We start from the raw sequence: 21,342 nt of genomic DNA on the forward strand, positions 1-21,342 counted from the left end.
GCAGGCGTGATCGATATCAACGAGTCCGTGATGCAGTTCCTTCTGGCGTTCCTCGTCGTCGGCCCGCTCCTCGGCGCCGCCGCCGCTCTCCTGCCGGCCCCGCCCGGACTGAAGGGGACGTCACCCGAGCAGGCCGTGCTCCGCCACGGCGTGACCGTCACCGGGGCGATCCTCGTCGCGGCGATCGTCCTCGCGCTCGGCTTCGACCACGACCAGCCGTCGAAGATGCAGGCCACGACCGACATCAGCTGGATCCCCGCGCTCGACGTGCGCATCCACCTCGGCACCGACGGCATCTCCCTCCCCCTCCTGGTCCTGACCGCGCTGCTGACCTTCCTCAGCGCCCTCCACGCGTACTTCAAGCCGCCCACGGGCCCGTCCCCGAAGGCCTTCGTCGCCCTGCTGCTCGTCCTCGAGTCCGGCACCCTGGCGACCTTCGCCGTCCTCGACCTGGTCCTGTTCTTCCTCGCCTTCGAGACGGTCCTCATCCCGATGTACTTCCTCATCGCCCGCTGGGGCGGCGAGGGCCGGGCCGAGGCCGCCTGGAGGTTCATCCTCTACACGCTGCTCGGCTCCGTGGTCATGCTGCTCGGCCTGCTCCTGATCGGTATCAAGGCGGGCACTTTCGACATGGTGGCACTCGCCACTGACAACGGCCGGTCCCTGACCACGTCCGTGCAGGTCATCGCCGTTCTGGCGATCGGGATCGGGCTCGCGGTCAAGACCCCGATGTGGCCGCTGCACAGCTGGCTGCCCGACGCCCACACCGCCGCGCCGACCGTCGGCTCGGTCCTGCTGGCCGGCGTTCTGCTGAAGATGGGCACATACGGATTCGTGCGGATCCTGCTGCCCGCGGCGCCGGACGGATTCCGCACCTTCGCCCCCTACCTCGCCGCGTTCGCCGTCGTCGGCATCATCTACGGATCCCTCGCCTGCCTGGCCCTCGCCAGAAGGGGAGCCAAGGGCGACCTCAAACGCCTCATCGCCTACTCCTCCGTCGGCCACATGGGCTTCGTCCTGCTCGGCATCGCGACCATGACCCCCACCGGCGTCAACGGCGCCCTCTTCGCCAACGTCGCCCACGGCCTCATCACCGGCCTGCTGTTCTTCCTGGTCGGCGGACTCAAGGAGCGCACCGGCAGTACCGACCTCGACACCCTCGCCCAGGAGGCCGGCGCCGCCCTCTACGGCAGGGCCCCGCGCCTCGGCGGCCTGCTCGCCTTCGCCGCCGTCGCCTCCCTCGGCCTGCCCGGCCTCGCCGGGTTCTGGGGCGAGATGCTCGCGCTCTTCGGCGCCTTCGACCCCGCCGAGGGACTCAGCCGCCCCGCCTTTCTGACGTTCATGGCGATCGGCGCGTTCGGCACCCTGCTGACGGCCGCCTACCTGCTGATCGTGGTCCGCCGGGTCTGCATGGGCGCCGTCCCGCAGGACGCCCCGCACCTCACCGACGTGCGCTCCTACGAGTTCGCGGCCTGGACCCCGCTCGTCGTCCTCACCGTCGTCGCCGGGCTGTGGCCGGGGGCCCTCCTCGGACTGACCGATCCGGCCGTGCAGCAGTTCCTCCCAGGAGGCACCCGATGAGCTCCCTCGTCCAGTCCGTCGACTGGCTGGCCATCGCGCCGCCCACCATCGCGGCGGTCGTCGGACTCGTCGTCCTCGTCGCCGACCTGTTCGTGAGCGAGACCAGGAAACCGCTGCTCGGCTGGGTCTCGGTGGCCGGACTCGCCGCCGCCACGCTCATGCTGCTGCCCCTCCTCGACGCCGACCGCAGCACCTTCTGCCTGGCCGGCGACACCGGGGTGTGCAGCTACACCGCGGACCGCTTCACCCTCGTCATCCAGTTCCTGGTGCTCGGCGGCGCCCTCCTGGCCGCCCTCCTGTCCGTCACCGCGCTGAAGGACGACGGCAAACGGCTCCCCGAGGGGGAGTACTGGTTCCTGTTCCTGTCCTCCGCGGCCGGCGCCGCCCTGCTGCCCGCCTCCCGTGACCTGGCGACCCTCGTCGTGGCCCTGGAGGTCGCCTCCCTGCCCGCCTTCGCCCTCGTGGGCCTGCGGCACGGCGACCGGAAGTCCTCCGAGGCGGCGCTGAAGTTCTTCCTGTCCTCCGTCACCGCCACCGCGGTCAGCCTGCTCGGCATCAGCTTCGTCTACGCGGCCACCGGAACCCTCCACCTCACCCTGGTCGCCGAGCGGATCCAGACCGTCGACGGACAGCTCCACACGCTCGCCCAGACCGGCGTCGTCCTCACCCTCGTCGGCTTCGCCTTCAAGACGGCCGCCGTCCCCTTCCACTTCTGGGTCCCCGACACCTACGTGGGCGCCCCCCTGCCGATCGCCGCCTACCTGTCGGTCATCGGCAAGGCGGTCGGCTTCTCCGGCCTGATCCTCGTCACCGTCGTCGCCCTGCCGTCCTACGCCGACGTGTGGGGCCCCGCCCTCGCCGCGCTGGCCGCCCTCACCATGACCGTCGGCAACGCCGGCGCCCTCCGGCAGCGTGCCACGCGCGCGTACAGCGCGGTGCGCCTCCTCGCCTGGTCGTCCGTCGGCCAGGCCGGCTACCTCCTGGTGCCGATCGCCGCCGCCGCGTACTCCGACGACGCCGAGAAGTCGATCGGATCCACTCTCGCCTACGCCCTGATGTACGGCGCCGTCAACCTGGGCGCCTTCGCGGTGGCCGCCCTCGTGGGCCGCGCGCACCGCCTCAACCGCGTCGCCGACTACCGGGGCCTGTACGCCGCCAGCCCTCTCACCGCGCTCCTGATGGGCTTCTTCCTGCTCTGCCTCGCCGGACTCCCGCCGGGCGTCATCGGCCTCTTCGCCAAGGTCACCGTCTTCGCGGCGGCCGTCGACGCCGGCCTCGGCTGGCTCGCCGCCGTCATGGCCGTCAATGTCGTCATCGCGCTGGTCTACTACCTCCGGTGGACGGCCCTGCTGTTCCGCGCCCCCGAGGGCGAGCCGGTCCGGCACCGCATCCCCGTCCCCCTCACCGCCGCGATCGCCCTGACCGGCGTCATCGGCATCGCCCTGTCGGGTGCGCCCCAGCTGGTCCTCCGCTTCACCGACACCGGACTCTTCTGAGCACACCGGGCCGCCTCCCGCACGCGCGTACGGCCACTCGACGCCCACGCGCGCGCGTGCCGGGCGGCCCGTCCGGAGCCGCCCGGGACGGCCGTCACCCGGACGGTTGACACGCGCCACCGCGCCCACAAGGGAACTAGTGCCTCCCGCCTGGCGTTGACCGGTACGGGAGGGTCCACTGGACGTGACACCGCGAGACCAGTGGGCAGCGCAGGTCAGAAGGAAGATCAGCAAGCGAGGTTCCCCCTGCCGCACGATTTGGAGGGCGTACCGTGCACCGCCGGCACAACGGGCTCAGGACCGCAGTCCTCCTCGGGGGACTGTCCGCACTCATCATCGTCATCGGCAGCTTCTTCGGCCGTACGGGGCTCGTCGTCGCCGTCCTGATCGCGCTGGGCACCAACGCGTACGCCTACTGGAACAGCGACAAGCTGGCCCTGCGGGCGATGCGCGCCCGCCCGGTGAGCGAGTTCGAGGCCCCCGGGCTGTACCGGATGGTCCGCGAGCTCTCCACCCAGGCCCGCCAGCCCATGCCCCGCCTGTACATCTCCCCGACGGAGGCGCCCAACGCCTTCGCCACCGGCCGCAACCCGCGCAACGCGGCCGTGTGCTGCACCGAGGGCATCCTGCGCCTGCTCGACGAGCGGGAGCTGCGCGGCGTCATCGGCCACGAGCTCAGTCATGTCTACAACCGCGACATCCTGATCTCCTCGGTCGCCGGCGCCCTCGCCTCCGTGATCATGTTCCTGGTCAACTTCGCCTGGCTGATCCCCATCGGCCGCTCGGACGACGACGACGGCCCCGGTCTGCTCGGCATGCTGCTGATCCTGATCCTCGGCCCGCTCGCCGCGTCCCTCATCCAACTGGCCATCAGCCGCTCCCGGGAGTACGAGGCCGACGCCTCGGGCGCCCAGCTGACCGGTGATCCACTCGCCCTCGCCCGCGCCCTGGGCAAACTGGAACACGGCACCAAGCAGCTTCCGCTGCCCCCCGAGCCCCGCATCGAGACGGCCAGCCACATGATGATCGCCAACCCGTTCCGTCCGGGGCAGGGGCTTGCGAAGATGTTCTCCACCCACCCGCCGATGGCGGAACGCATCGCCCGGCTCGAGAAGATGGCAGGACCCCACCAGTGAAGACCATCCTGAATCTCATCTGGCTCGTCTTCAGCGGCCTCTGGCTGTTCCTCGGCTACCTGCTGGCGGGCGTGCTGCTCTGCATCACGATCATCGGCATCCCCTTCGGCGTCGCCGCGTTCCGCATCGGCGTCTACGCCCTGTGGCCCTTCGGGTACACGACGGTCGAACGCCGGGACGCGGGAGCCCCTTCCTTCCTCGTCAACGTGCTGTGGCTGCTCCTCGCGGGCTGGTGGCTGGCGCTCGGCCACATCCTCACCGGCATCGCCCTGTGCGTGACGATCATCGGAATCCCGCTGGGCATCGCCAACTTCAAGCTGATCCCGGTCTCACTGTTCCCGCTGGGCCGTGAGATCGTGCGGACCGACCGGGCGTTCACAGAGCGCTGGTAGGCGGAAACCCACGCTCAGATCTCCGTCATGGACCGGAAGTTGTCCACAGCCCCGAGGTTGTCCACAGGCCCGCACGGCTGTCGGCGGCGGCGCGCATCATGAACCCATGACCGAGCACGAGCAGTTGCCGACACAGGTGGTGGGCGAGGCCCGCACGACCCGTCCGCGGGGCCGGCCTTCCCTCTCCGGGTCCATCGACGCGGGGGCGTGGCCGCCCGCGTCGACCGCCGCTCGCCCCGGGCCACCGCCCTGCTCCTCGAACCCGGCCCGGGCGGCCACGGCCACGCCCGGTGCCTCGACCCCCCGGGCCTCACCGACCGGTTCCGCTCCTGAGCCCGGGCCACGGGCTGCACGGGCTGGTACGAGGAGGAGAACGCGGGCGCGGACCTGACGCCGTGGACCGGTCGCCCCGGCCCCGCGACACCGGTGCGGACGCCCCGGCCGGGCCCCGCACCCGTCGGCTACCGCCGGCCGCTGAGCGCGCGCACGCCGTACACCACCACGCCGGCCACCAGGACGCCCGCGCCCGCGGCCACCGACGTCCACGGCAGCGAGAACGCCAGCACCAGGCACCCGGCCAGCCCCACCGCCGGCACCACCCGCGCCGCCGCCCTCGCGTCGAGCGTCCAGGCCGACGCGTTGGCCACCGCGTAGTACGTCAGCACGCCGAAGGAGGAGAAGCCGATCGCACCCCGCACATCCACCGTCGCGGCCAGCCCGGCGACCACGAGGCCCACCGCCAGCTCCGCCCGGTGCGGCACCCGGAACCGCGGATGCACGGCGGCCAGGGCACCCGGAAGATGCCGGTCGCGGGCCATGGCCAGCGTCGTCCGCGAGACCCCCAGGATCAGGGCGAGCAGCGAACCCAGCGCGGCCACCGCCGCGCCCACCCGTACCACCGGCGCGAGCCCGGGGACGCCCGCGGCCCGCACCGCGTCGGCGAGCGGCGCGGTGGCGTCGCCCAGCCCCTTCGGCCCCAGCACCGAGAGAACGGCCACCGCGACAGCCGCGTACATGACCAGCGCGATGCCGAGGGCCAGGGGGATCGCCCGCGGGATGGTGCGTGCCGGGTCCCTGACCTCCTCACCGAGCGTGGCGATACGGGCGTACCCGGCGAAGGCGAAGAACAGCAGGCCGCCCGCCTGGAGCACCCCGCCGGCCCCGCCCGACACGCCGATGTCCAGCCGCCCGGCAGCGGCCTGTGGCGATGTCAGACACACGACCACGACGGATGCGAGGACAGCCAGGACCACACCCACGATCGCCCGCGTCAGCCACGCGGACTTCTGGACACCGCCGTAGTTCACCGCCGTCAGCAGCACCACGGCGGCCACCGCCACCGCGTGCGCCTGCTCCGGCCAGACGTACGCGCCCACGGTGAGCGCCATCGCCGCACAGGATGCCGTCTTGCCCACCACGAACGCCCAGCCCGCGAGGTAGCCCCAGAAGTCCCCCAGCCTCTCGCGCCCGTACACGTACGTGCCGCCCGAAGCGGGGTAGAGGGCGGCGAGGCGCGCGGACGAGGTGGCGTTGCAGTAGGCGACCACGGCGGCGACCGCCAGACCGAGGAGCAACCCGGAACCGGCCGCGTGCGCGGCGGGTGCCAGGGCGGCGAAGATCCCGGCTCCCACCATGGAGCCGAGACCGATGACGACGGCGTCACCGACACCGAGGGTGCGGCGCAGTTGGGGACCCGGTGTGTCTGTCACAGGACCGCACCCTACTGATCAGGCGCAACCACCACATGTACGGGTGGCGTCCTCCAGGTGCGAGGGCAAACGGGAAAGGGGCAGGTGCACGGCATGACGATCATCAGCTGGATCATCCTGGGACTGCTGGCCGGAGCGGTCGCGAAGTTCCTGCTCCCCGGCCGCGACCCGGGCGGCCTCATCGGCACCACCCTGATCGGCGTCGCCGGCGCGTTCATCGGCGGCTGGATATCGGCCCGCTGGCTCGACCACCCGATCACCAAGGACTTCTACGACGGCACCACCTGGGTCGCCGCGATCGGCGGTTCCCTGGTCCTCCTGGTCGCCTACCGCATCCTGTTCGGCCACTCGCGCGACTGACGCGGGGCGGGCGCCGTGCGGGCGCCCGCCCCGCTCATCCGCTTCCGGCGGTCCTACCGGTAGTTCACGAACTGCAGCGCGAAGTCGAAGTCCTTGCCCTTGAGGAGGGCGATGACGGCCTGGAGGTCGTCCCGGCTCTTGGAGCTCACGCGCAACTCGTCGCCCTGCACCTGGGCCTTCACGCCCTTCGGTCCCTCATCCCGGATGATCTTCGCGACCTTCTTCGCGTTGTCCTGGGAGATGCCCTCCTCGATGGACGCGAAGATCTTGTACTCCTTGCCCGAGAGCTGCGGCTCACCCGCGTCCAGGGCCTTCAGGGAAATTCCCCGCTTGATCAGCTTGGACTGGAAGACGTCGAGGACAGCCTTCACCCGGTCCTCGGAGTTGGCCTCCATGAGGATCTTCTCCCCGGACCACGAGATCGAGGCGCCCACGCCCTTGAAGTCGTAGCGCTGCGAGATCTCCTTGGCGGTCTGGTTGAGGGCGTTGTCGACCTCCTGCCGCTCGACCTTCGAGACGATGTCGAAACTGGAGTCGGCCATGTCCTGTGGCTCCTTGAATCGGGGTGCGTATCGGCTGCGCACCGAATGCGTACCGGCGTACGTGAGACGGCCCCGAGCCCGGCATCGGCCCCGGACCGCATCCGGACCAGCCTAGTCACCCGCCGGCCCCCGGGTGGCGATCAATCGGGTGGCGGAGCACCCCTGTCCATCGGGTATTGTTTACGTCGTTGCCACGGAGCACCGCCGCAAGGCGGTTCGAGGGCAGCGACCCCGGCGGTGTGCCCGAGCGGCCAAAGGGAGCAGACTGTAAATCTGCCGGCTCAGCCTTCCCAGGTTCGAATCCTGGCGCCGCCACACTGGGGTAAGCCCCCTCCGGACTGCGGAAACGCAGACCGGAGGGGGTTTCTCGTGTTCGGGTGCGGTTCGGGCCCGCGGGCGGGAGCCTCCGGGGCACACTGGCCCCATGTCGTCCCGTCGCCGTCCCTGCCCCGAGTGCCGTCGCGAGATCGCCGTGGTCGCCGGGCGGTACGCGCGGCACGACCCGCCCGGCGCCCGGGGGAGCGGGGAGCTGACCTCGTGTCCCGGATCGCGCAGGCAGGCCCCGCTCGGGGCGGAGCAGCCGTCGCTGGACGGGCACGTGGTGCCGGAGTTCCCGGGGCAGATGCCCCTCTTCTAGCGCTTCACGGCGCCGGAGGCCCTCAGTTGCCCGCCACCGACTTGACCGCCACCGACACCGGCACGGATCCGCTGATGAGCTCCAGCGTCAGTCCGGCCGTCGCCGGCGTCTCCACCAGTTCCGCCAGGACGGCGGCCACGTCGTCGCGCGGGACCGGGCCGCGGCCCGTGTGGGCCTCCAGGCGGATCAGGCCGGTGCCGGCGTCGTTGGTGAGCTGGCCGGGACGCAGGATCGTCCAGTCCAGGGCGTCCAGGCCGCGGACGTGGGCGTCCGCCTCACCCTTGACCCGCAGGTACACGTCGAAGACCTCGTCGCCCCTGTGCGCCGCGTCCGCACCCATGGACGACACGATCACGAAGCGCCGCACTCCCGCGCGGACGGCCGCGTCCGCGAAGAGGACCGCCGCCGCCTTGTCCACCGTCTCCTTGCGCTCCACCGTGCTGCCCGGGCCGGCGCCCGCCGCGAACACCGCCGCGTCCGCTCCCTGCAGTCGTTCCGCGACCTCCTCCACCGAGGCCGACTCCAGGTCGAGGACGACCGGTTCGGCGCCCAGTTGCCGCAGTTCGTCGGCCTGTTCGGGTGTGCGGATGAGGCCCGCCGCCTCGTGCCCGCGCGCGGCGAGCAGCCGCTCCAGCCGCAGCGCGATCTGACCATGACCACCAGCGATGACAATGCGCATGTCTTCGACCGTACGCCGAGGCGGCAGCATCTGCCGAGCGACGCCCGCGCGGCGCCCTTCACCCCGCGCGAACCCGCGCGCCCGCGCCGGCTCCCCCGCCTACGCGGACCCGCGCCCCTGCCGGGGCAGTCCCGGCCCCACCGTGCCCGACGAATCGCAGTACTCCCGCACCGCACTGGTCCGCGCCACCACCCGGCCCCCGTGCACCACGATGCGGCTGTACGCCAGTGACAGCGCGCCCGGGAGCCCGTCCCCGCGGACCGCGAGCAACTCGGCGGGGAAACCCGCCTCGACGCGCACCTCGGGCAGTCCCAGAACCGCCCGCGCCGACGTGCTCACCGCGGCATAGGCGTCCTCCACGGGCAGTCCCTGGTGCGAGGCCAGCAGATAGGCGGCCTCCAGCGGGTCGCCGCGGCCCACCGGGTTCGACACGTCCCGCAGGGCGCCGCTCCCGGCGGCCACCCGCACTCCCGCCGAGCGCAACAGCCGTACCGGTGCCGCGCCCCGGCCGTCCGCGGCGCCGCAGCCGCCCTGCGGCACACACACCACCGTCACGCCGGCAGCGGCGAGCCGGTCCGCGGTCCGGGCGGCCAGGTCGGCCGGCAGTCCGGCGAGACCGCCGCAAGGGCCGAGGGCGACCCCGGGACGCAGCCCGCCCGCCATCGCCGCGAACCGGGCCAGCCGGGCGGGATCGGCCGCGTCCGTGTGCAGGTCGACGGGGCAGCCGTGCTCGGAGGCGACCTCCAGGACCGCCTCCACGTAACCCGTGGGATCGGGGTCGAGGTCCGGACAGCCGCCCACCACGGAGGCTCCCATCTTCATCGCGTCCCGCAGCACCGCGAGCCCGTCCGCCCCGGCCACCCCGGTCAGCACCCGCGGCATCGCCACCGTCGTCAGCTCGGCCAGCCCGCGCAGCGAGCGCCCCGCCCGCAGGACGGCGGTCAGCGCGCCGAGGCCGGCCAGGTCGCCCACCCGCACGTGGGCCCGCAGCGCCGTCGCGCCGTGCCCGAGCTGCAGCAGCGCCGCCTCGGTCGCCCGCCGCTGGACGTCCCGGGGCTCGTACGAGACGGGGCCGTCGGCGGACAGCGCGGTGTCCGCGTGGGCGTGGGGCTCGGCGGGGGCCGGCAGGAGCAGGTAGCCGGTGAGGTCGACCCGGGTGCCGCACGCGCGCGTGCCGTCCGCCGCCAGGCTGCCGGCCGTACCGACCGCCTCGATGCGCCCGCCGCCCAGCCGTACGTCGACGGTGCGGCCGTCGGTGAGGCGTGCGCCGCACAGCAGGAGGGGGGCGGGGTCGGCCGCACCCGGACCCGGGAGCGAGGGCCACGGGTCGGACGGTGGCTGCGGCTGGCTTTCGGGCATCGCGCTCCTGGGGCTCGGGCTGCGCACGAGGTCGCACGTCACGCTGAGACAAGATCACGCAGAGTGAGTCGAGCCTAGGATGGCCGCCCGCCGCTCGCCGGGAGGAGCGCAATAGTCGTACCGGCGTGGTCCGCGGACGACGTGGGCCGGGGGACCGAAACGGATTTGGGCGAACGGCGACGGACCGTGTAATGTCTTCATCGCTCGCCCCAATAGCTCAGTCGGCAGAGCGTCTCCATGGTAAGGAGAAGGTCAACGGTTCGATTCCGTTTTGGGGCTCTGGTGCGTGAGGTTCCCGTCGCGAGGCGGGGCCCGATCGCATCAAAGCGGTGTAGCTCAGTCGGTAGAGCAAGCGGCTCATAATCGCTGTGTCACCGGTTCAAGTCCGGTCACCGCTACAGACAGTAGCCGATTGCGGGGTCGGTCCTTCGATCGGCTACTCTTCTTGCGTTAATACAGTCAATCCGTTCGTCAAGGAGCACTCACGTGGCTGCCACCGACGTCCGCCCGAAGATCACGCTGGCCTGCGTGGAGTGCAAGGAGCGGAACTACATCACCAAGAAGAACCGGCGTAACAACCCGGACCGTCTTGAGATGAAGAAGCACTGCCCGCGTTGCAATGCGCACACCGCGCACCGCGAGACGCGATAAAACAGGCTCGTACACGAGGCCGTCTCCCCAGTCGGGGGGCGGCCTCGTGTCGTTTCGGTTCCGATACAGGAGGTGCCGCGCGCATGGCGCTCGACCAGTCCTTCGTGGGGCGGAGCTACCCGCCCACCGAGCCCTACGAGGTGGGCCGGGAGAAGATCCGTGAGTTCGCCGAGGCCGTGGGGGACGCCAACCCGGCGTACACGGACACGGAAGCCGCCAAGGCGCTCGGTCACCCCGAGGTGATCGCCCCGCCGACCTTCGTGTTCTCGATCACCTTCAAGGCCGCCGGCCAGGTCGTCGCCGACCCGCAGCTCGGCCTCGACTACAGCCGCGTCGTGCACGGCGACCAGAAGTTCGCGTACAGCCGGCCGGTGCGCGCCGGTGACCGGCTGACCGTGACCTCGACCATCGAGAAGATCAGGTCGATGGCCGGCAACGAGGTGCTGGACATCCGCGGCGAGGTGCACGACCAGGCCGGCGAACACGTCGTCACCGCCTGGACCAAGCTGGTGGCCCGCCCGGCCGAGGAGGCGTGACGAACACCATGACGGCGAAGATCTCCTATGCCGACGTCGAGGTCGGCACCGAGCTGCCCGCGCAGACGTTCCCCGTGACCCGGGCCACCCTCGTCCAGTACGCGGGCGCCTCCGGCGACTTCAACCCCATCCACTGGAACGAGAAGTTCGCCAAGGAGGTCGGTCTGCCCGACGTGATCGCGCACGGCATGTTCACCATGGCCGAGGCGATCCGCGTGGTGACCGACTGGGTGGGCGACCCCGGCGCGGTCGTCGAGTACGGCGTCCGCTTCACCCGTCCGGTCGTCGTGCCCAACGACGACCGGGGCGCCACCGTCGAGGTCAGCGGCACGGTCGCCGCCAAGCTCGACGACAACACGGTCCGCGTGGACCTCACCGCGACCCACGCGGGACAGAAGGTCCTGGGGATGTCGCGGGCGGTCGTCCGGCTGGGCTGACCCGGACCGGCCGGGGGAGCGGGGCTGTCGGTGCCGTCTCGTAGTCTTGAGCGCGTGCAGGAAATCCACGACGCCCCCCTCGCCCCGCTGACCACCTTCCGGCTGGGCGGCCCCGCGACCCGGCTGGTCACCGCGACGACCGACGACGAGGTGACCGCCGTCGTCCGCGAGGCCGACGACGGGGGCACACCGCTGCTGATCATCGGCGGCGGCTCCAACCTGGTCATCGGCGACAAGGGCTTCGACGGCACCGCCCTCGTCGTCGCCACCCGCGGCTTCACCCTGGACGGCACCGTCCTGGAGCTGGCGGCCGGCGAGGTGTGGACCGACGCCGTCGCCCGCACCGTGGAGGCGGGCCTGGCCGGTGTCGAGTGCCTGGCCGGCATCCCCGGCTCCGCGGGCGCCACCCCCATCCAGAACGTCGGGGCGTACGGCCAGGAGGTCTCCTCCACCATCACCGAGGTCGTCGCCTACGACCGCCGCGCCCGGGAGACCGTCACCCTGAGCAACGAGGAGTGTGCCTTCTCGTACCGCCACAGCCGTTTCAAGTCCGACCCCGAGCGCTACGTCGTCCTGCGCGTGCGCTTCGCCCTGGAGGACGCGGGCGGCCTGTCCGGTCCCGTCAGATACGCCGAGACGGCCCGCGCCCTCGGCGTCGCCCCGGGCGACCGGGTGCCGCTGGCCACGGCCCGCGAGACGGTCCTGGCGCTGCGGGCGGGCAAGGGCATGGTCCTGGACCCCGACGACCACGACACCTGGTCGGCCGGTTCCTTCTTCACCAACCCGATCCTCGACGACGAGACGTTCGCCGCATTCCGCACACGTGTGCGGGAGCGGCTCGGTGACGGGGTCGAGGCCCCCGCCTATCCCGCCGGCGAGGGCCGCACCAAGACCTCCGCGGCCTGGCTGATCGACAAGGCCGGCTTCACCAAGGGGTACGGCCACGGCCCGGCCCGCATCTCCACCAAGCACACCCTCGCCCTCACCAACCGCGGCGACGCGACCACCGAGGACCTCCTGGCACTCGCCCGCGAAGTGGTCGCGGGGGTCCGGGACGCCTTCGGGATCACCCTCGTCAACGAGCCGGTCACGGTGGGAGTCAGCCTCTGACGCTGCCTGCCTGCCCGGGCGGGCGGGGGCGGTATTTCGGTTGCCGGTGCCCCGGCGCGGCGAGTACCCCTAGGTCCATGAGGAAGCTCCTGTGCGGCTGAGGGTCAGCGAGTTCCGGCCGCGTGCCGGGCCATACGCCTTCCGGGTGGTCCAGCCGCGCCCCGCGCTGCGGCACACGACACTCAGCGACCCGGTGCGCGGCTGGGGTTACCTGGTCGGGGACCACGACGGACTGGCCCGTCTCGCCGGGCTCCTCTCGTTCGCGGCCCACTCCCCGCACACGGTCGTCCACATCCCGCTGCGGCACGGCACCCCCAGGGCGTACGCGCCGGGCGTGCCCGTCGACCTGGTGCTCGCCCACCAGTCACTCGGACTGCGGCCCTCCGTGTGGCCCGCCCTGCGGCGCGGGCTCACCCGGGGCGCCCCGGGCACCGTCCGCACCGACGAGCGGCGCACCGCGCGCCACGCCGCCGCCTGGGAGGCGCGCTGGGACCAGCGCTGGGAGCGGCTCGCGAGGGCCGACCGGATCCGCCCCGCCGTCCACGCCCGGACGCTCTTCCTGTTCGGCGCGCGGGACACCTTCGCCTCCGCGTCCGTGCGCCTGGAGCTTGCGGCCGGTTTCGGACCGCTCGACAAGAGGGCCGCCAAAGGGTGGGACGTGCTGGTCACCTCGCTCACCCCGCTCCTGCCCCTGACCCGGGGGCAGGGGCCCGAGCTGGACATCGGCTTCCAGGCGTACCCGCCGCACCGGCACTTCAGGCCGCCGGGCCGGCCAGCCAGTTGTCGATCCCCGCGAGCAGCTTCTCCGTGACGTCCTCCGGGGCCGCCGAACCGCGCACCGACTGACGGGCCACCTCCGCGAGCTCCGCGTCCGTGAACCCGTGGTGGACCCGCGCGATCTCGTACTGCGCGGCCAGCCGGGAGCCGAACAGCAGCGGGTCGTCCGCGCCCAGCGCGAGCGGCACGCCCGCCTCGAACAGGGTGCGCAGAGGCACGTCCTCGGGCTTGTCGTAGACCCCCAGCGCCACGTTCGACGCCGGGCACACCTCGCACGTCACCTGGCGGTCGGCGAGCCGCTGCATCAGCCGCGGGTCGTCGGCCGCCCGCACCCCGTGCCCGATCCGGTGCGCCTCCAGGTCGTCCAGGCAGTCCCGGACCGACGCGGGTCCCGCGAGCTCGCCGCCGTGCGGGGCGGACAGCAGCCCGCCGTCCCGTGCGATCGCGAACGCCCGGTCGAAGTCGCGGGCCATCCCGCGCCGCTCGTCGTTGGACAGCCCGAACCCGACCACCCCCCGGTCCGCGTACCGCACCGCCAGCCGGGCCAGGGTGCGGGCGTCCAGTGGATGCTTCATCCGGTTGGCGGCCACCAGCACCCGCATCCCGATCCCGGTGTCCCGCATCGCCGTGTCCACCGCGTCCAGGATGATCTCCAGCGCCGGGATCAGCCCGCCCAGCCGGGGCGCGTACGAGGTCGGGTCCACCTGGATCTCCAGCCAGCCCGAGCCGTCGCGCACGTCCTCCTCCGCCGCCTCCCGCACCAGCCGCTGGATGTCCTCCGGCTCCCGCAGGCACGAGCGCGCCGCGTCGTACAGCCGCTGGAAACGGAACCAGCCGCGTTCGTCCGTGGCCCGCAGTCTCGGCGGCTCCCCGCTGGTCAGCGCGTCGGTCAGCGCCTCGGGCAGGCGCACCCCGTACTTGTCGGCCAGCTCCAGCAGGGTGGCGGGCCGCATGGACCCGGTGAAATGCAGGTGCAGATGGGCTTTCGGCAGCTCAGAGACATCACGTACACGCGGGGGGTTCGGGGGGTGCCCCCCTGGAAAGCTCAGCATTCCAGGATCCTGCCGCACGTCCCGTCCGTCCCGGTAGGGCTTTCCCCCTTCGTGGTCTTGCTCGCACAAACGAACAGGGGCGCCCGGGATGAACCCGGGCGCCCCTGGGGGAGGGAGGGAAGGAGATCAGTCCCGGGCCTCCGCGAGCAGCTTCTGGATCCGGCTCATGCCCTCGACGAGGTCCTCGTCGCCCAGCGCGTACGACAGCCGCAGATAGCCCGGGGTGCCGAACGCCTCACCGGGGACCACCGCGACCTCGGCCTCCTCCAGGATGAGCGCGGCCAGCTCGACCGAGTCCTGCGGTCGCTTGCCGCGGATCTCCTTGCCGATCAGCGCCTTCACCGAGGGGTAGGCGTAGAAGGCGCCCTCCGGCTCCGGGCAGACCACGCCGTCGATCTCGTTGAGCATCCGCACGACGGTCTTCCGTCGCCTGTCGAAGGCCTCGCGCATGGTCGCGACCGCGTCCAGGTCGCCGGAGACGGCGGCGAGGGCGGCGGCCTGGGCGACGTTGGAGACGTTGGACGTGGCGTGCGACTGGAGGTTGGTCGCGGCCTTGACCACGTCCTTCGGGCCGATGACCCAGCCGACCCGCCAGCCCGTCATCGCGTACGTCTTCGCGACACCGTTGACCACGATGCACTTGTCGCGCAGCTCGGGCAGCAGCGCGGGCAGGGACACCGACACGGCGTCGCCGTAGACCAGGTGCTCGTAGATCTCGTCCGTCAGCACCCACAGCCCGTGCTCCACGGCCCAGCGGCCGATGGCCTCGGTCTCGGCCTCGCTGTAGACGGCGCCGGTCGGGTTCGACGGGGAGACGAAGAGGACGACCTTCGTCTTCTCGGTGCGGGCCGCCTCCAGCTGCTCCACGCTCACGCGGTAGCCCGTGGTCTCGTCGGCGACGACCTCGACCGGGACACCGCCGGCCAGCCGGATCGACTCGGGGTACGTCGTCCAGTACGGCGCCGGGACGATGACCTCGTCGCCCGGGTCGAGGATCGCGGCGAAGGCCTCGTAGATGGCCTGCTTGCCGCCGTTGGTGACGAGGATCTGCGACGGGTCGACCTCGTAGCCGGAGTCGCGCAGCGTCTTCGCGGCGATCGCGGACTTCAGCTCGGGCAGTCCGCCGGCCGGTGTGTAGCGGTGGTACTTCGGGTTCTTGCAGGCCTCGATCGCGGCCTCGACGATGTAGTCGGGCGTCGGGAAGTCGGGCTCACCGGCGCCGAAGCCGATCACCGGTCGCCCGGCGGCCTTCAGGGCCTTGGCCTTGGCGTCCACGGCGAGGGTGGCGGACTCGGAGATCGCGCCGACTCGGGCGGAGACCCGGCGCTCGGTGGGAGGGGTTGCAGCGCTCATGGACCCATCGTTCCAGACCGGAAACCCGCGGGGCACGGGGGTTTCACGGACTGAACATGACCGGGCAAACCACTGGACACCAGTCCGGATCCACCCCGTGGTGGCCGCGTGGCCAGGACGATCTTCCGCCACTGCGCCGCCCGGGCGGTCCGTCCCGGGCACTTTCTGTTCGACGCCCGGCCCAGGAGCACGTACACTCTCACCTCGTTGGCCATCAGCGGCCCGCACTCAGCCGGTGCACACCAAGCACCCGGTCGTATGCGGTACGTTGGGGGACACACAAAGGGTCGTAGCTCAATTGGTAGAGCACTGGTCTCCAAAACCAGCGGTTGGGGGTTCAAGTCCCTCCGGCCCTGCTACACACACCATCGCCAGGATGTGTGCGCATGTACGTACAGCAATGCACCGCCGTGCGGGCTCAGACCGGGCGCGGCACGGCCACGACCCGGAATCAGGTGAGGACGAGTGACGGACGCCGTGGGCTCCATCGACATGCCTGATGCCCAGGACGAGGCGCCGGACTCCAAGAAGACCCGCAAGGGCGGCAAGCGGGCCAAGAAGGGTCCGCTGAGGCGCCTCGCGCTCTTCTACCGTCAGATCGTGGCGGAGCTGCGCAAGGTCGTCTGGCCGACCCGCAACCAGCTGACGTCGTACACGACCGCCGTGATCATCTTCGTGGTCGTGATGATCGGCCTGATCACCCTGATCGACTATGGCCTCAGCAACGCCGCCAAGTACGTCTTCGGCTGATCCCCGAGCGAAGAGCGCCGAGGTACCCGGCGCTCCTTTCGCATGTTCCACCCCTATGTATCCAGGAAGAAGCAGCCACCGTGTCTGACCCGAACGTGAACGACGCCGCCCAGCCGTACGGCGAAGGGGCCGAGTCCGCCGAGGACGCGCGCGCCGCCGTCGAGGGCGTGGACGTCGAGGACACCGAGGCCTCCGCCGAGGCCGAGGCTGCCGGCAGCACCGCGGACGAGACCGCCGAGACGGACGAGACCGCCGAGACGGACGAGACCGCCGAGACGGACGAGACGGCCGAGACGGACGAGACGGCCGAGGCCGATGAGACCACCGAGGCCGTCGAAGCGGCCGAGGAGGCCGAAGAGCCCGAGGACGACCGCGACCCGGTCGAGAAGCTCCGTGAGGAACTGCGGACCCTCCCCGGCGAGTGGTACGTCATCCACACCTACGCGGGCTACGAGAACCGGGTGAAGACCAACCTGGAGCAGCGCGCCGTCTCGCTGAACGTCGAGGACTACATCTTCCAGGCCGAGGTGCCGCAGGAAGAGGTCGTCCAGATCAAGAACGGCGACCGCAAGACGATCAAGCAGAACAAGCTCCCGGGTTACGTCCTGGTCCGCATGGACCTGACGAACGAGTCCTGGGGCGTCGTCCGCAACACCCCCGGTGTCACCGGCTTCGTGGGCAACGCCTACGACCCGTACCCGCTGACGCTGGACGAGATCGTGAAGATGCTCGCCCCGGAGGCCGAGGAGAAGGCCGCCCGCGAGGCCGCCGAGGCCGAGGGCAAGCCGGCGCCGCAGCGCAAGGTCGAGGTCCAGGTGCTGGACTTCGAGGTCGGCGACTCGGTCACCGTCACCGACGGCCCGTTCGCCACGCTCCAGGCGACCATCAACGAGATCAACCCCGACTCCAAGAAGGTCAAGGGCCTGGTGGAGATCTTCGGCCGCGAGACGCCGGTCGAGCTCTCCTTCGACCAGATCCAGAAGAACTAGTTCTTCTGGCGCACAGCTTCCGCGCAGGTCAGCCGAGCGCTCGCGCACTCGGCTGACCTGCTCGGTTTTTGGCCGCGCATCTATACCCGTTATCGTTGTGCGGTATGCCTGCGTCCGGGTTGTCCCCATGACGTGGGCAGGACCCGAATCGAAAGGACCCGGAGAGCCATGCCTCCCAAGAAGAAGAAGGTCACGGGGCTCATCAAGCTCCAGATCCAGGCCGGTGCCGCCAACCCGGCCCCGCCGGTCGGCCCCGCGCTGGGCCAGCACGGCGTCAACATCATGGAGTTCTGCAAGGCCTACAACGCCGCGACCGAGTCGCAGCGCGGTTGGGTCATCCCGGTGGAGATCACGGTCTACGAGGACCGTTCCTTCACCTTCGTCACCAAGACCCCGCCGGCCGCCAAGATGATCCTCAAGGCCGCGGGCGTGGAGAAGGGCTCCGGCGAGCCGCACAAGACCAAGGTCGCGAAGATCACGCGTGACCAGGTCCGTGAGATCGCCACCACGAAGATGCCCGACCTCAACGCCAACGACCTGGACGCCGCCGAGAAGATCATCGCCGGCACCGCCCGTTCCATGGGCGTCACGGTCGAGGGCTGACCTCCACCCCCGTAAGCCAAGCAGTAGTGGCAGGGCCTGCTCGGCCCGGACCACGACTCCTCAGATTCCACAGGAGCTTTCAGTGAGCAAGCGCAGCAAGTCTCTCCGCGCTGCGGACGCCAAGATCGACCGGGAGAAGCTGTACGCCCCGCTCGAGGCCGTCCGTCTCGCCAAGGAGACGTCCACGACCAAGTTCGACGGCACCGTCGAGGTCGCCTTCCGTCTGGGTGTCGACCCGCGCAAGGCCGACCAGATGGTCCGTGGCACCGTGAACCTCCCGCACGGCACCGGCAAGACCGCCCGGGTCCTGGTCTTCGCGACCGGTGACCGTGCCGAGGCCGCACGTGCCGCGGGCGCCGACATCGTCGGCGCCGACGAACTGATCGACGAGGTGTCGAAGGGCCGTCTGGACTTCGACGCCGTCGTCGCCACCCCGGACCTCATGGGCAAGGTCGGCCGTCTCGGCCGCGTGCTCGGTCCCCGTGGTCTGATGCCGAACCCCAAGACCGGCACCGTGACCCCGGACGTCACCAAGGCCGTCAACGACATCAAGGGCGGCAAGATCGAGTTCCGTGTCGACAAGCACGCGAACCTGCACTTCATCATCGGCAAGTCGTCCTTCGACGACACCAAGCTGGTGGAGAACTACGGCGCCGCGCTGGAGGAGATCCTCCGTCTGAAGCCGTCCGCCGCCAAGGGTCGCTACATCAAGAAGGCCGCCATCAGCACCACGATGGGCCCCGGCATCCCGCTCGACCCGAACCGCACCCGCAACCTCCTCGTCGAGGAGGACCCGGCCGCGGTCTGAGCCCACGGCTCACCCCAACCGGTCACGGGCCCCGCACCTGAACAGGTGCGGGGCTCGTCCCTTTTCGGCCGGGTCACGTGCCCCAGAAGTATTCGAACGCCACTGTCACAGCGGTGGGATAGTCTGCGATTTCTGCTGTGCACCAGCCTTGTGTTCCTTGGGGGGAACCGATGACTTGGGGGGATTCCATGAGAACGTCCGTACCTGCCGCCGGACTTGCCGCACTTCTGCTCGCCGCGGGCGCGGTCGGCTGTTCGGGCGACTCGGACTCCGAGACGCCCGCCATGTCGCCGGCCGCCGCCGTGGCCAAGGCGGCGAAGAAGTCCGAGGAGATCACCTCCTTCCGGTACACGATGACCGGCAAGCTGCCGGAGCAGGGCCGCGTCAAGGCCGAGGCGTCGATGCGGGTCAAGCCCGACCTGGCCATGAGCATGGAGATCACGGCGCTGGACAAGGGCTCCGAGGGTTCCGCCGAGATCCGGCTCGTCGACAAGGCCATGTACATCGGCGGCGCCGAGATGGCCAAGGAGATGGACGGCAAGAACTGGATGAAGTTCGACCTGGCCGCGCTCGGCGCCGACCAGGAGATGAACGAGCTGGGCGCCGGCGGCCAGGCCGAGCAGAACCCGGCGACCGAGTCCACGTTCCTCACCGGCGCCGACGACGTGAAGAGGGTCGGCACCGAGACGGTCGACGGCGTCGAGACCACCCGCTACTCGGGCACCGTCACCCTCGACGACCTGCGCGCCGAGCTCAAGAAGAAGGACGCCAAAGCCGCCGAGCGCGGCGAGAAGAGCATCCAGCAGTACGAGAAGATGGGCGTCGAGACGTTCACGATGGACGCCTGGATCGACGGCGAGGACCGCACCAAGCAGTTCCGGATGCGCGGCGAGGCCACCAACGGCCCGCTGGACATGACCATCAAGTTCCTCGACGTCAACAAGCCGGTGACGGTCGAGGCCCCGCCGGCCAAGGACATCGTCGACCTGGCCGAGTTGATGCAGGGGGCCGAGGAGAGCTGATCACCGGGGAACGGATTTGCTTCCCGGCGATCCGTTCCCGTAATCTCCTTCTGAAGCCAAAGACCGCTGGTCGTTGCCGTGCGCTCATCCGAGGGTGCGGTGGCCGAAGGATCCGCTGAACTGCGGACGACCCGCGCAGGTGTCAGTGGAAGAGTTCCCGGAGTTCGTCGCCTCGAGCAGGCGAATGCCGGTTGAGCTTCGCCCCGTGCGCCTGCGCCCGGGGCGTTTCGTTTTCCCCAGTCCTCCTTCGGGTCCGCGCGGTCCGAATCACCCGGAAGGAGGCCGAGGCTCTATGGCGAGGCCCGACAAGGCTGCCGCGGTTGCCGAGTTGACGGATCAGTTCCGCAACTCCAGCGCTGCCGTGCTGACCGAGTACCGCGGTCTCACCGTGGCCCAGCTCAAGCAGCTGCGCCGTTCGCTCGGTGAGAACGCCCAGTACGCCGTGGTGAAGAACACGCTGACCAAGATTGCGGCCAACGAGGCCGGGATCACGACGCTGGACGACCTGTTCAACGGTCCGACGGCAGTCGCCTTCGTCACCGGTGACCCGGTGGAGTCGGCGAAGGGTCTTCGTGACTTCGCCAAGGACAACCCGAATCTCGTCATCAAGGGCGGTGTCCTTGACGGCAAGGCGATGTCCGCCGACGAGATCAAGAAGCTTGCGGACCTCGAGTCCCGCGAGGTTCTGCTCGCCAAGCTGGCGGGCGCTTTCAAGGGCAAGCAGACGCAGACTGCTCAGCTCTTCCAGGCGCTCCCCTCGAAGCTCGTCCGCACCGTGGACGCGCTCCGTGCCAAGCAGGACGAGCAGGGCGGTGCCGAGTAATTCGGCTCGCTTTCCGATCCTCGCCGCATGAACCACATGAGGTGAGGGTCGATGCGGGCCCGACGTACGCCCGCCTCACCCCGTACATCCGGCACCTGCCGAATTAGTGGAAGGACCGCCATCATGGCGAAGCTCAGCCAGGAAGACCTGCTCGCCCAGTTCGAGGAGATGACCCTCATCGAGCTCTCCGAGTTCGTGAAGGCCTTCGAGGAGAAGTTCGACGTCACCGCCGCCGCGGCCGTCGCCGCCGTCGCCGCCCCGGGCGCCCCGGGTGCCGCTGCCCCGGCCGAGGAGGAGAAGGACGAGTTCGACGTCATCCTCACCGGTGCCGGCGACAAGAAGATCCAGGTCATCAAGGTCGTGCGTGAGCTGACCTCCCTGGGTCTGAAGGAGGCCAAGGACCTCGTGGACGGCGCCCCGAAGCCGGTCCTCGAGAAGGTCGCCAAGGACGCCGCCGAGAAGGCCGCCGAGTCCCTCAAGGGCGCCGGCGCCTCCGTCGAGGTCAAGTAAGACCTCGCGGGTCCGGCAGGATCCGCACCG

At 70.7% G+C, this 21,342-nt stretch carries 24 protein-coding genes and 4 tRNA genes; 22 read left to right on the plus strand and 6 right to left on the minus strand.

Annotated elements, in window-relative coordinates; translation table 11 throughout:
* Positions 1 to 6 precede the first annotated feature (6 nt).
* From BU52_RS06255 to BU52_RS06270, 4 genes are all read left to right on the plus strand, one after another.
* Positions 7 to 1,581 carry a complex I subunit 4 family protein gene (locus BU52_RS06255; RefSeq protein WP_037929447.1) on the plus strand — a complete coding sequence of 525 codons (1,575 nt, stop codon included), beginning with the start codon at positions 7 to 9 and terminating at the stop codon, positions 1,579 to 1,581.
* Entirely contained in the window at positions 1,578 to 3,077 is a 1,500-nt protein-coding gene (locus tag BU52_RS06260) for an NADH-quinone oxidoreductase subunit N (protein WP_037929450.1), read from the plus strand. The genes BU52_RS06255 and BU52_RS06260 overlap by 4 nt, the downstream gene beginning before the upstream one ends.
* A gap of 272 nt (positions 3,078 to 3,349) precedes the next feature.
* Positions 3,350 to 4,213 (plus strand): zinc metalloprotease HtpX, encoded by an 864-nt coding sequence (htpX, locus tag BU52_RS06265; protein WP_037929452.1) that lies wholly within the window; start codon positions 3,350 to 3,352, stop codon positions 4,211 to 4,213.
* On the plus strand, positions 4,210 to 4,605 hold the full coding sequence (locus tag BU52_RS06270; RefSeq protein ID WP_037929456.1) for a YccF domain-containing protein: 396 nt from the start codon (positions 4,210 to 4,212) through the stop codon (positions 4,603 to 4,605). The genes htpX and BU52_RS06270 overlap by 4 nt, the downstream gene beginning before the upstream one ends.
* A gap of 461 nt (positions 4,606 to 5,066) precedes the next feature.
* Here the strand turns inward: BU52_RS06270 and BU52_RS06275 are convergent, their stop codons facing one another.
* Positions 5,067 to 6,314, minus strand: coding sequence for an APC family permease (locus BU52_RS06275; protein WP_037929459.1), 1,248 nt, complete (start codon positions 6,312 to 6,314; stop codon positions 5,067 to 5,069).
* 93 nt (positions 6,315 to 6,407) lie between these two features.
* Between BU52_RS06275 and BU52_RS06280 the strand changes: the two genes are divergently transcribed.
* Complete coding sequence (locus BU52_RS06280) at positions 6,408 to 6,674, plus strand: GlsB/YeaQ/YmgE family stress response membrane protein (RefSeq protein WP_037929758.1); 267 nt, start codon at positions 6,408 to 6,410, stop codon at positions 6,672 to 6,674.
* A 53-nt stretch (positions 6,675 to 6,727) separates the two neighbouring features.
* Here BU52_RS06280 and BU52_RS06285 read toward each other — a convergent pair whose 3' ends face one another.
* Positions 6,728 to 7,216, minus strand: coding sequence for a YajQ family cyclic di-GMP-binding protein (locus tag BU52_RS06285; protein ID WP_024883143.1), 489 nt, complete (start codon positions 7,214 to 7,216; stop codon positions 6,728 to 6,730).
* A gap of 233 nt (positions 7,217 to 7,449) precedes the next feature.
* Here BU52_RS06285 and BU52_RS06290 point away from each other — a divergent pair.
* Both BU52_RS06290 and BU52_RS06295 read left to right on the plus strand, forming a co-directional pair.
* Positions 7,450 to 7,531, plus strand: a tRNA-Tyr gene (locus tag BU52_RS06290).
* Between the two features lie 109 nt (positions 7,532 to 7,640).
* A complete protein-coding gene (locus BU52_RS06295) occupies positions 7,641 to 7,853 on the plus strand; it encodes a hypothetical protein (protein WP_037929464.1) in 213 nt (70 codons plus the stop codon).
* Positions 7,854 to 7,875: 22 nt separating this feature from the next.
* On the opposite strand, the gene BU52_RS06300 is transcribed toward BU52_RS06295, so the two are convergent.
* Positions 7,876 to 8,532, minus strand: coding sequence for an NAD(P)H-binding protein (locus BU52_RS06300; protein WP_037929467.1), 657 nt, complete (start codon positions 8,530 to 8,532; stop codon positions 7,876 to 7,878).
* Between the two features lie 99 nt (positions 8,533 to 8,631).
* On the minus strand, positions 8,632 to 9,891 hold the full coding sequence (locus BU52_RS06305) for an amidohydrolase family protein (RefSeq protein ID WP_037929470.1): 1,260 nt from the start codon (positions 9,889 to 9,891) through the stop codon (positions 8,632 to 8,634).
* A gap of 206 nt (positions 9,892 to 10,097) precedes the next feature.
* On the opposite strand from BU52_RS06305, the gene BU52_RS06310 reads away from it, so the two are divergent.
* The 7 genes from BU52_RS06310 (at position 10,098) to BU52_RS06340 (ending at position 13,436) form a co-directional block, all read left to right on the plus strand.
* Positions 10,098 to 10,170: transfer RNA gene (locus BU52_RS06310), tRNA-Thr, on the plus strand.
* Between the two features lie 46 nt (positions 10,171 to 10,216).
* Positions 10,217 to 10,289: transfer RNA gene (locus tag BU52_RS06315), tRNA-Met, on the plus strand.
* 88 nt (positions 10,290 to 10,377) lie between these two features.
* Positions 10,378 to 10,542 (plus strand): 50S ribosomal protein L33, encoded by a 165-nt coding sequence (gene rpmG / locus BU52_RS06320; RefSeq protein WP_003948671.1) that lies wholly within the window; start codon positions 10,378 to 10,380, stop codon positions 10,540 to 10,542.
* An 83-nt stretch (positions 10,543 to 10,625) separates the two neighbouring features.
* Positions 10,626 to 11,078: a MaoC family dehydratase N-terminal domain-containing protein gene (locus tag BU52_RS06325; protein WP_037929473.1), complete on the plus strand. Its 453-nt coding sequence runs from the start codon at positions 10,626 to 10,628 to the stop codon at positions 11,076 to 11,078.
* Positions 11,079 to 11,086: 8 nt separating this feature from the next.
* Positions 11,087 to 11,515 (plus strand): MaoC family dehydratase, encoded by a 429-nt coding sequence (locus BU52_RS06330; RefSeq protein WP_037929761.1) that lies wholly within the window; start codon positions 11,087 to 11,089, stop codon positions 11,513 to 11,515.
* A 54-nt stretch (positions 11,516 to 11,569) separates the two neighbouring features.
* On the plus strand, positions 11,570 to 12,625 hold the full coding sequence (locus BU52_RS06335) for a UDP-N-acetylmuramate dehydrogenase (RefSeq protein ID WP_037929477.1): 1,056 nt from the start codon (positions 11,570 to 11,572) through the stop codon (positions 12,623 to 12,625).
* Between the two features lie 145 nt (positions 12,626 to 12,770).
* Positions 12,771 to 13,436, plus strand: coding sequence for a hypothetical protein (locus BU52_RS06340; protein WP_327148491.1), 666 nt, complete (start codon positions 12,771 to 12,773; stop codon positions 13,434 to 13,436).
* Here the strand turns inward: BU52_RS06340 and BU52_RS06345 are convergent.
* Both BU52_RS06345 and BU52_RS06350 read right to left on the minus strand, forming a co-directional pair.
* A complete protein-coding gene (locus tag BU52_RS06345) occupies positions 13,381 to 14,454 on the minus strand; it encodes an adenosine deaminase (RefSeq protein WP_051857977.1) in 1,074 nt (357 codons plus the stop codon). The two genes, BU52_RS06340 and BU52_RS06345, sit on opposite strands and share 56 nt — an antisense overlap.
* A gap of 126 nt (positions 14,455 to 14,580) precedes the next feature.
* The gene (locus tag BU52_RS06350) at positions 14,581 to 15,807 is read right to left on the minus strand and encodes a pyridoxal phosphate-dependent aminotransferase (RefSeq protein WP_037929483.1); all 1,227 of its coding nucleotides are present in this window, start codon (positions 15,805 to 15,807) and stop codon (positions 14,581 to 14,583) included.
* 283 nt (positions 15,808 to 16,090) lie between these two features.
* Between BU52_RS06350 and BU52_RS06355 the strand changes: the two genes are divergently transcribed.
* From BU52_RS06355 to rplL, 8 genes are all read left to right on the plus strand, one after another.
* Positions 16,091 to 16,163 (plus strand) — tRNA-Trp (locus BU52_RS06355).
* A 109-nt stretch (positions 16,164 to 16,272) separates the two neighbouring features.
* Complete coding sequence (gene secE, locus BU52_RS06360; RefSeq protein ID WP_037929486.1) at positions 16,273 to 16,557, plus strand: preprotein translocase subunit SecE; 285 nt, start codon at positions 16,273 to 16,275, stop codon at positions 16,555 to 16,557.
* Between the two features lie 80 nt (positions 16,558 to 16,637).
* Positions 16,638 to 17,546: a transcription termination/antitermination protein NusG gene (gene nusG / locus BU52_RS06365; RefSeq protein ID WP_037929489.1), complete on the plus strand. Its 909-nt coding sequence runs from the start codon at positions 16,638 to 16,640 to the stop codon at positions 17,544 to 17,546.
* Between the two features lie 168 nt (positions 17,547 to 17,714).
* Positions 17,715 to 18,149 carry a 50S ribosomal protein L11 gene (gene rplK, locus BU52_RS06370; RefSeq protein ID WP_004927359.1) on the plus strand — a complete coding sequence of 145 codons (435 nt, stop codon included), beginning with the start codon at positions 17,715 to 17,717 and terminating at the stop codon, positions 18,147 to 18,149.
* Between the two features lie 82 nt (positions 18,150 to 18,231).
* Positions 18,232 to 18,957 (plus strand): 50S ribosomal protein L1, encoded by a 726-nt coding sequence (gene rplA / locus BU52_RS06375; RefSeq protein WP_037929493.1) that lies wholly within the window; start codon positions 18,232 to 18,234, stop codon positions 18,955 to 18,957.
* Between the two features lie 188 nt (positions 18,958 to 19,145).
* Positions 19,146 to 19,979, plus strand: coding sequence for a LolA-like protein (locus BU52_RS06380; RefSeq protein ID WP_037929500.1), 834 nt, complete (start codon positions 19,146 to 19,148; stop codon positions 19,977 to 19,979).
* Between the two features lie 292 nt (positions 19,980 to 20,271).
* Positions 20,272 to 20,802: a 50S ribosomal protein L10 gene (gene rplJ, locus BU52_RS06385; protein ID WP_037929502.1), complete on the plus strand. Its 531-nt coding sequence runs from the start codon at positions 20,272 to 20,274 to the stop codon at positions 20,800 to 20,802.
* Positions 20,803 to 20,925: 123 nt separating this feature from the next.
* Positions 20,926 to 21,312 carry a 50S ribosomal protein L7/L12 gene (rplL, locus tag BU52_RS06390; RefSeq protein ID WP_037929503.1) on the plus strand — a complete coding sequence of 129 codons (387 nt, stop codon included), beginning with the start codon at positions 20,926 to 20,928 and terminating at the stop codon, positions 21,310 to 21,312.
* The last annotated feature ends 30 nt before the right edge of the window (positions 21,313 to 21,342 follow it).

The sequence above is a fragment of the Streptomyces toyocaensis genome (genome assembly GCF_000725125.1).
Classification (GTDB): domain Bacteria; phylum Actinomycetota; class Actinomycetes; order Streptomycetales; family Streptomycetaceae; genus Streptomyces; species Streptomyces toyocaensis.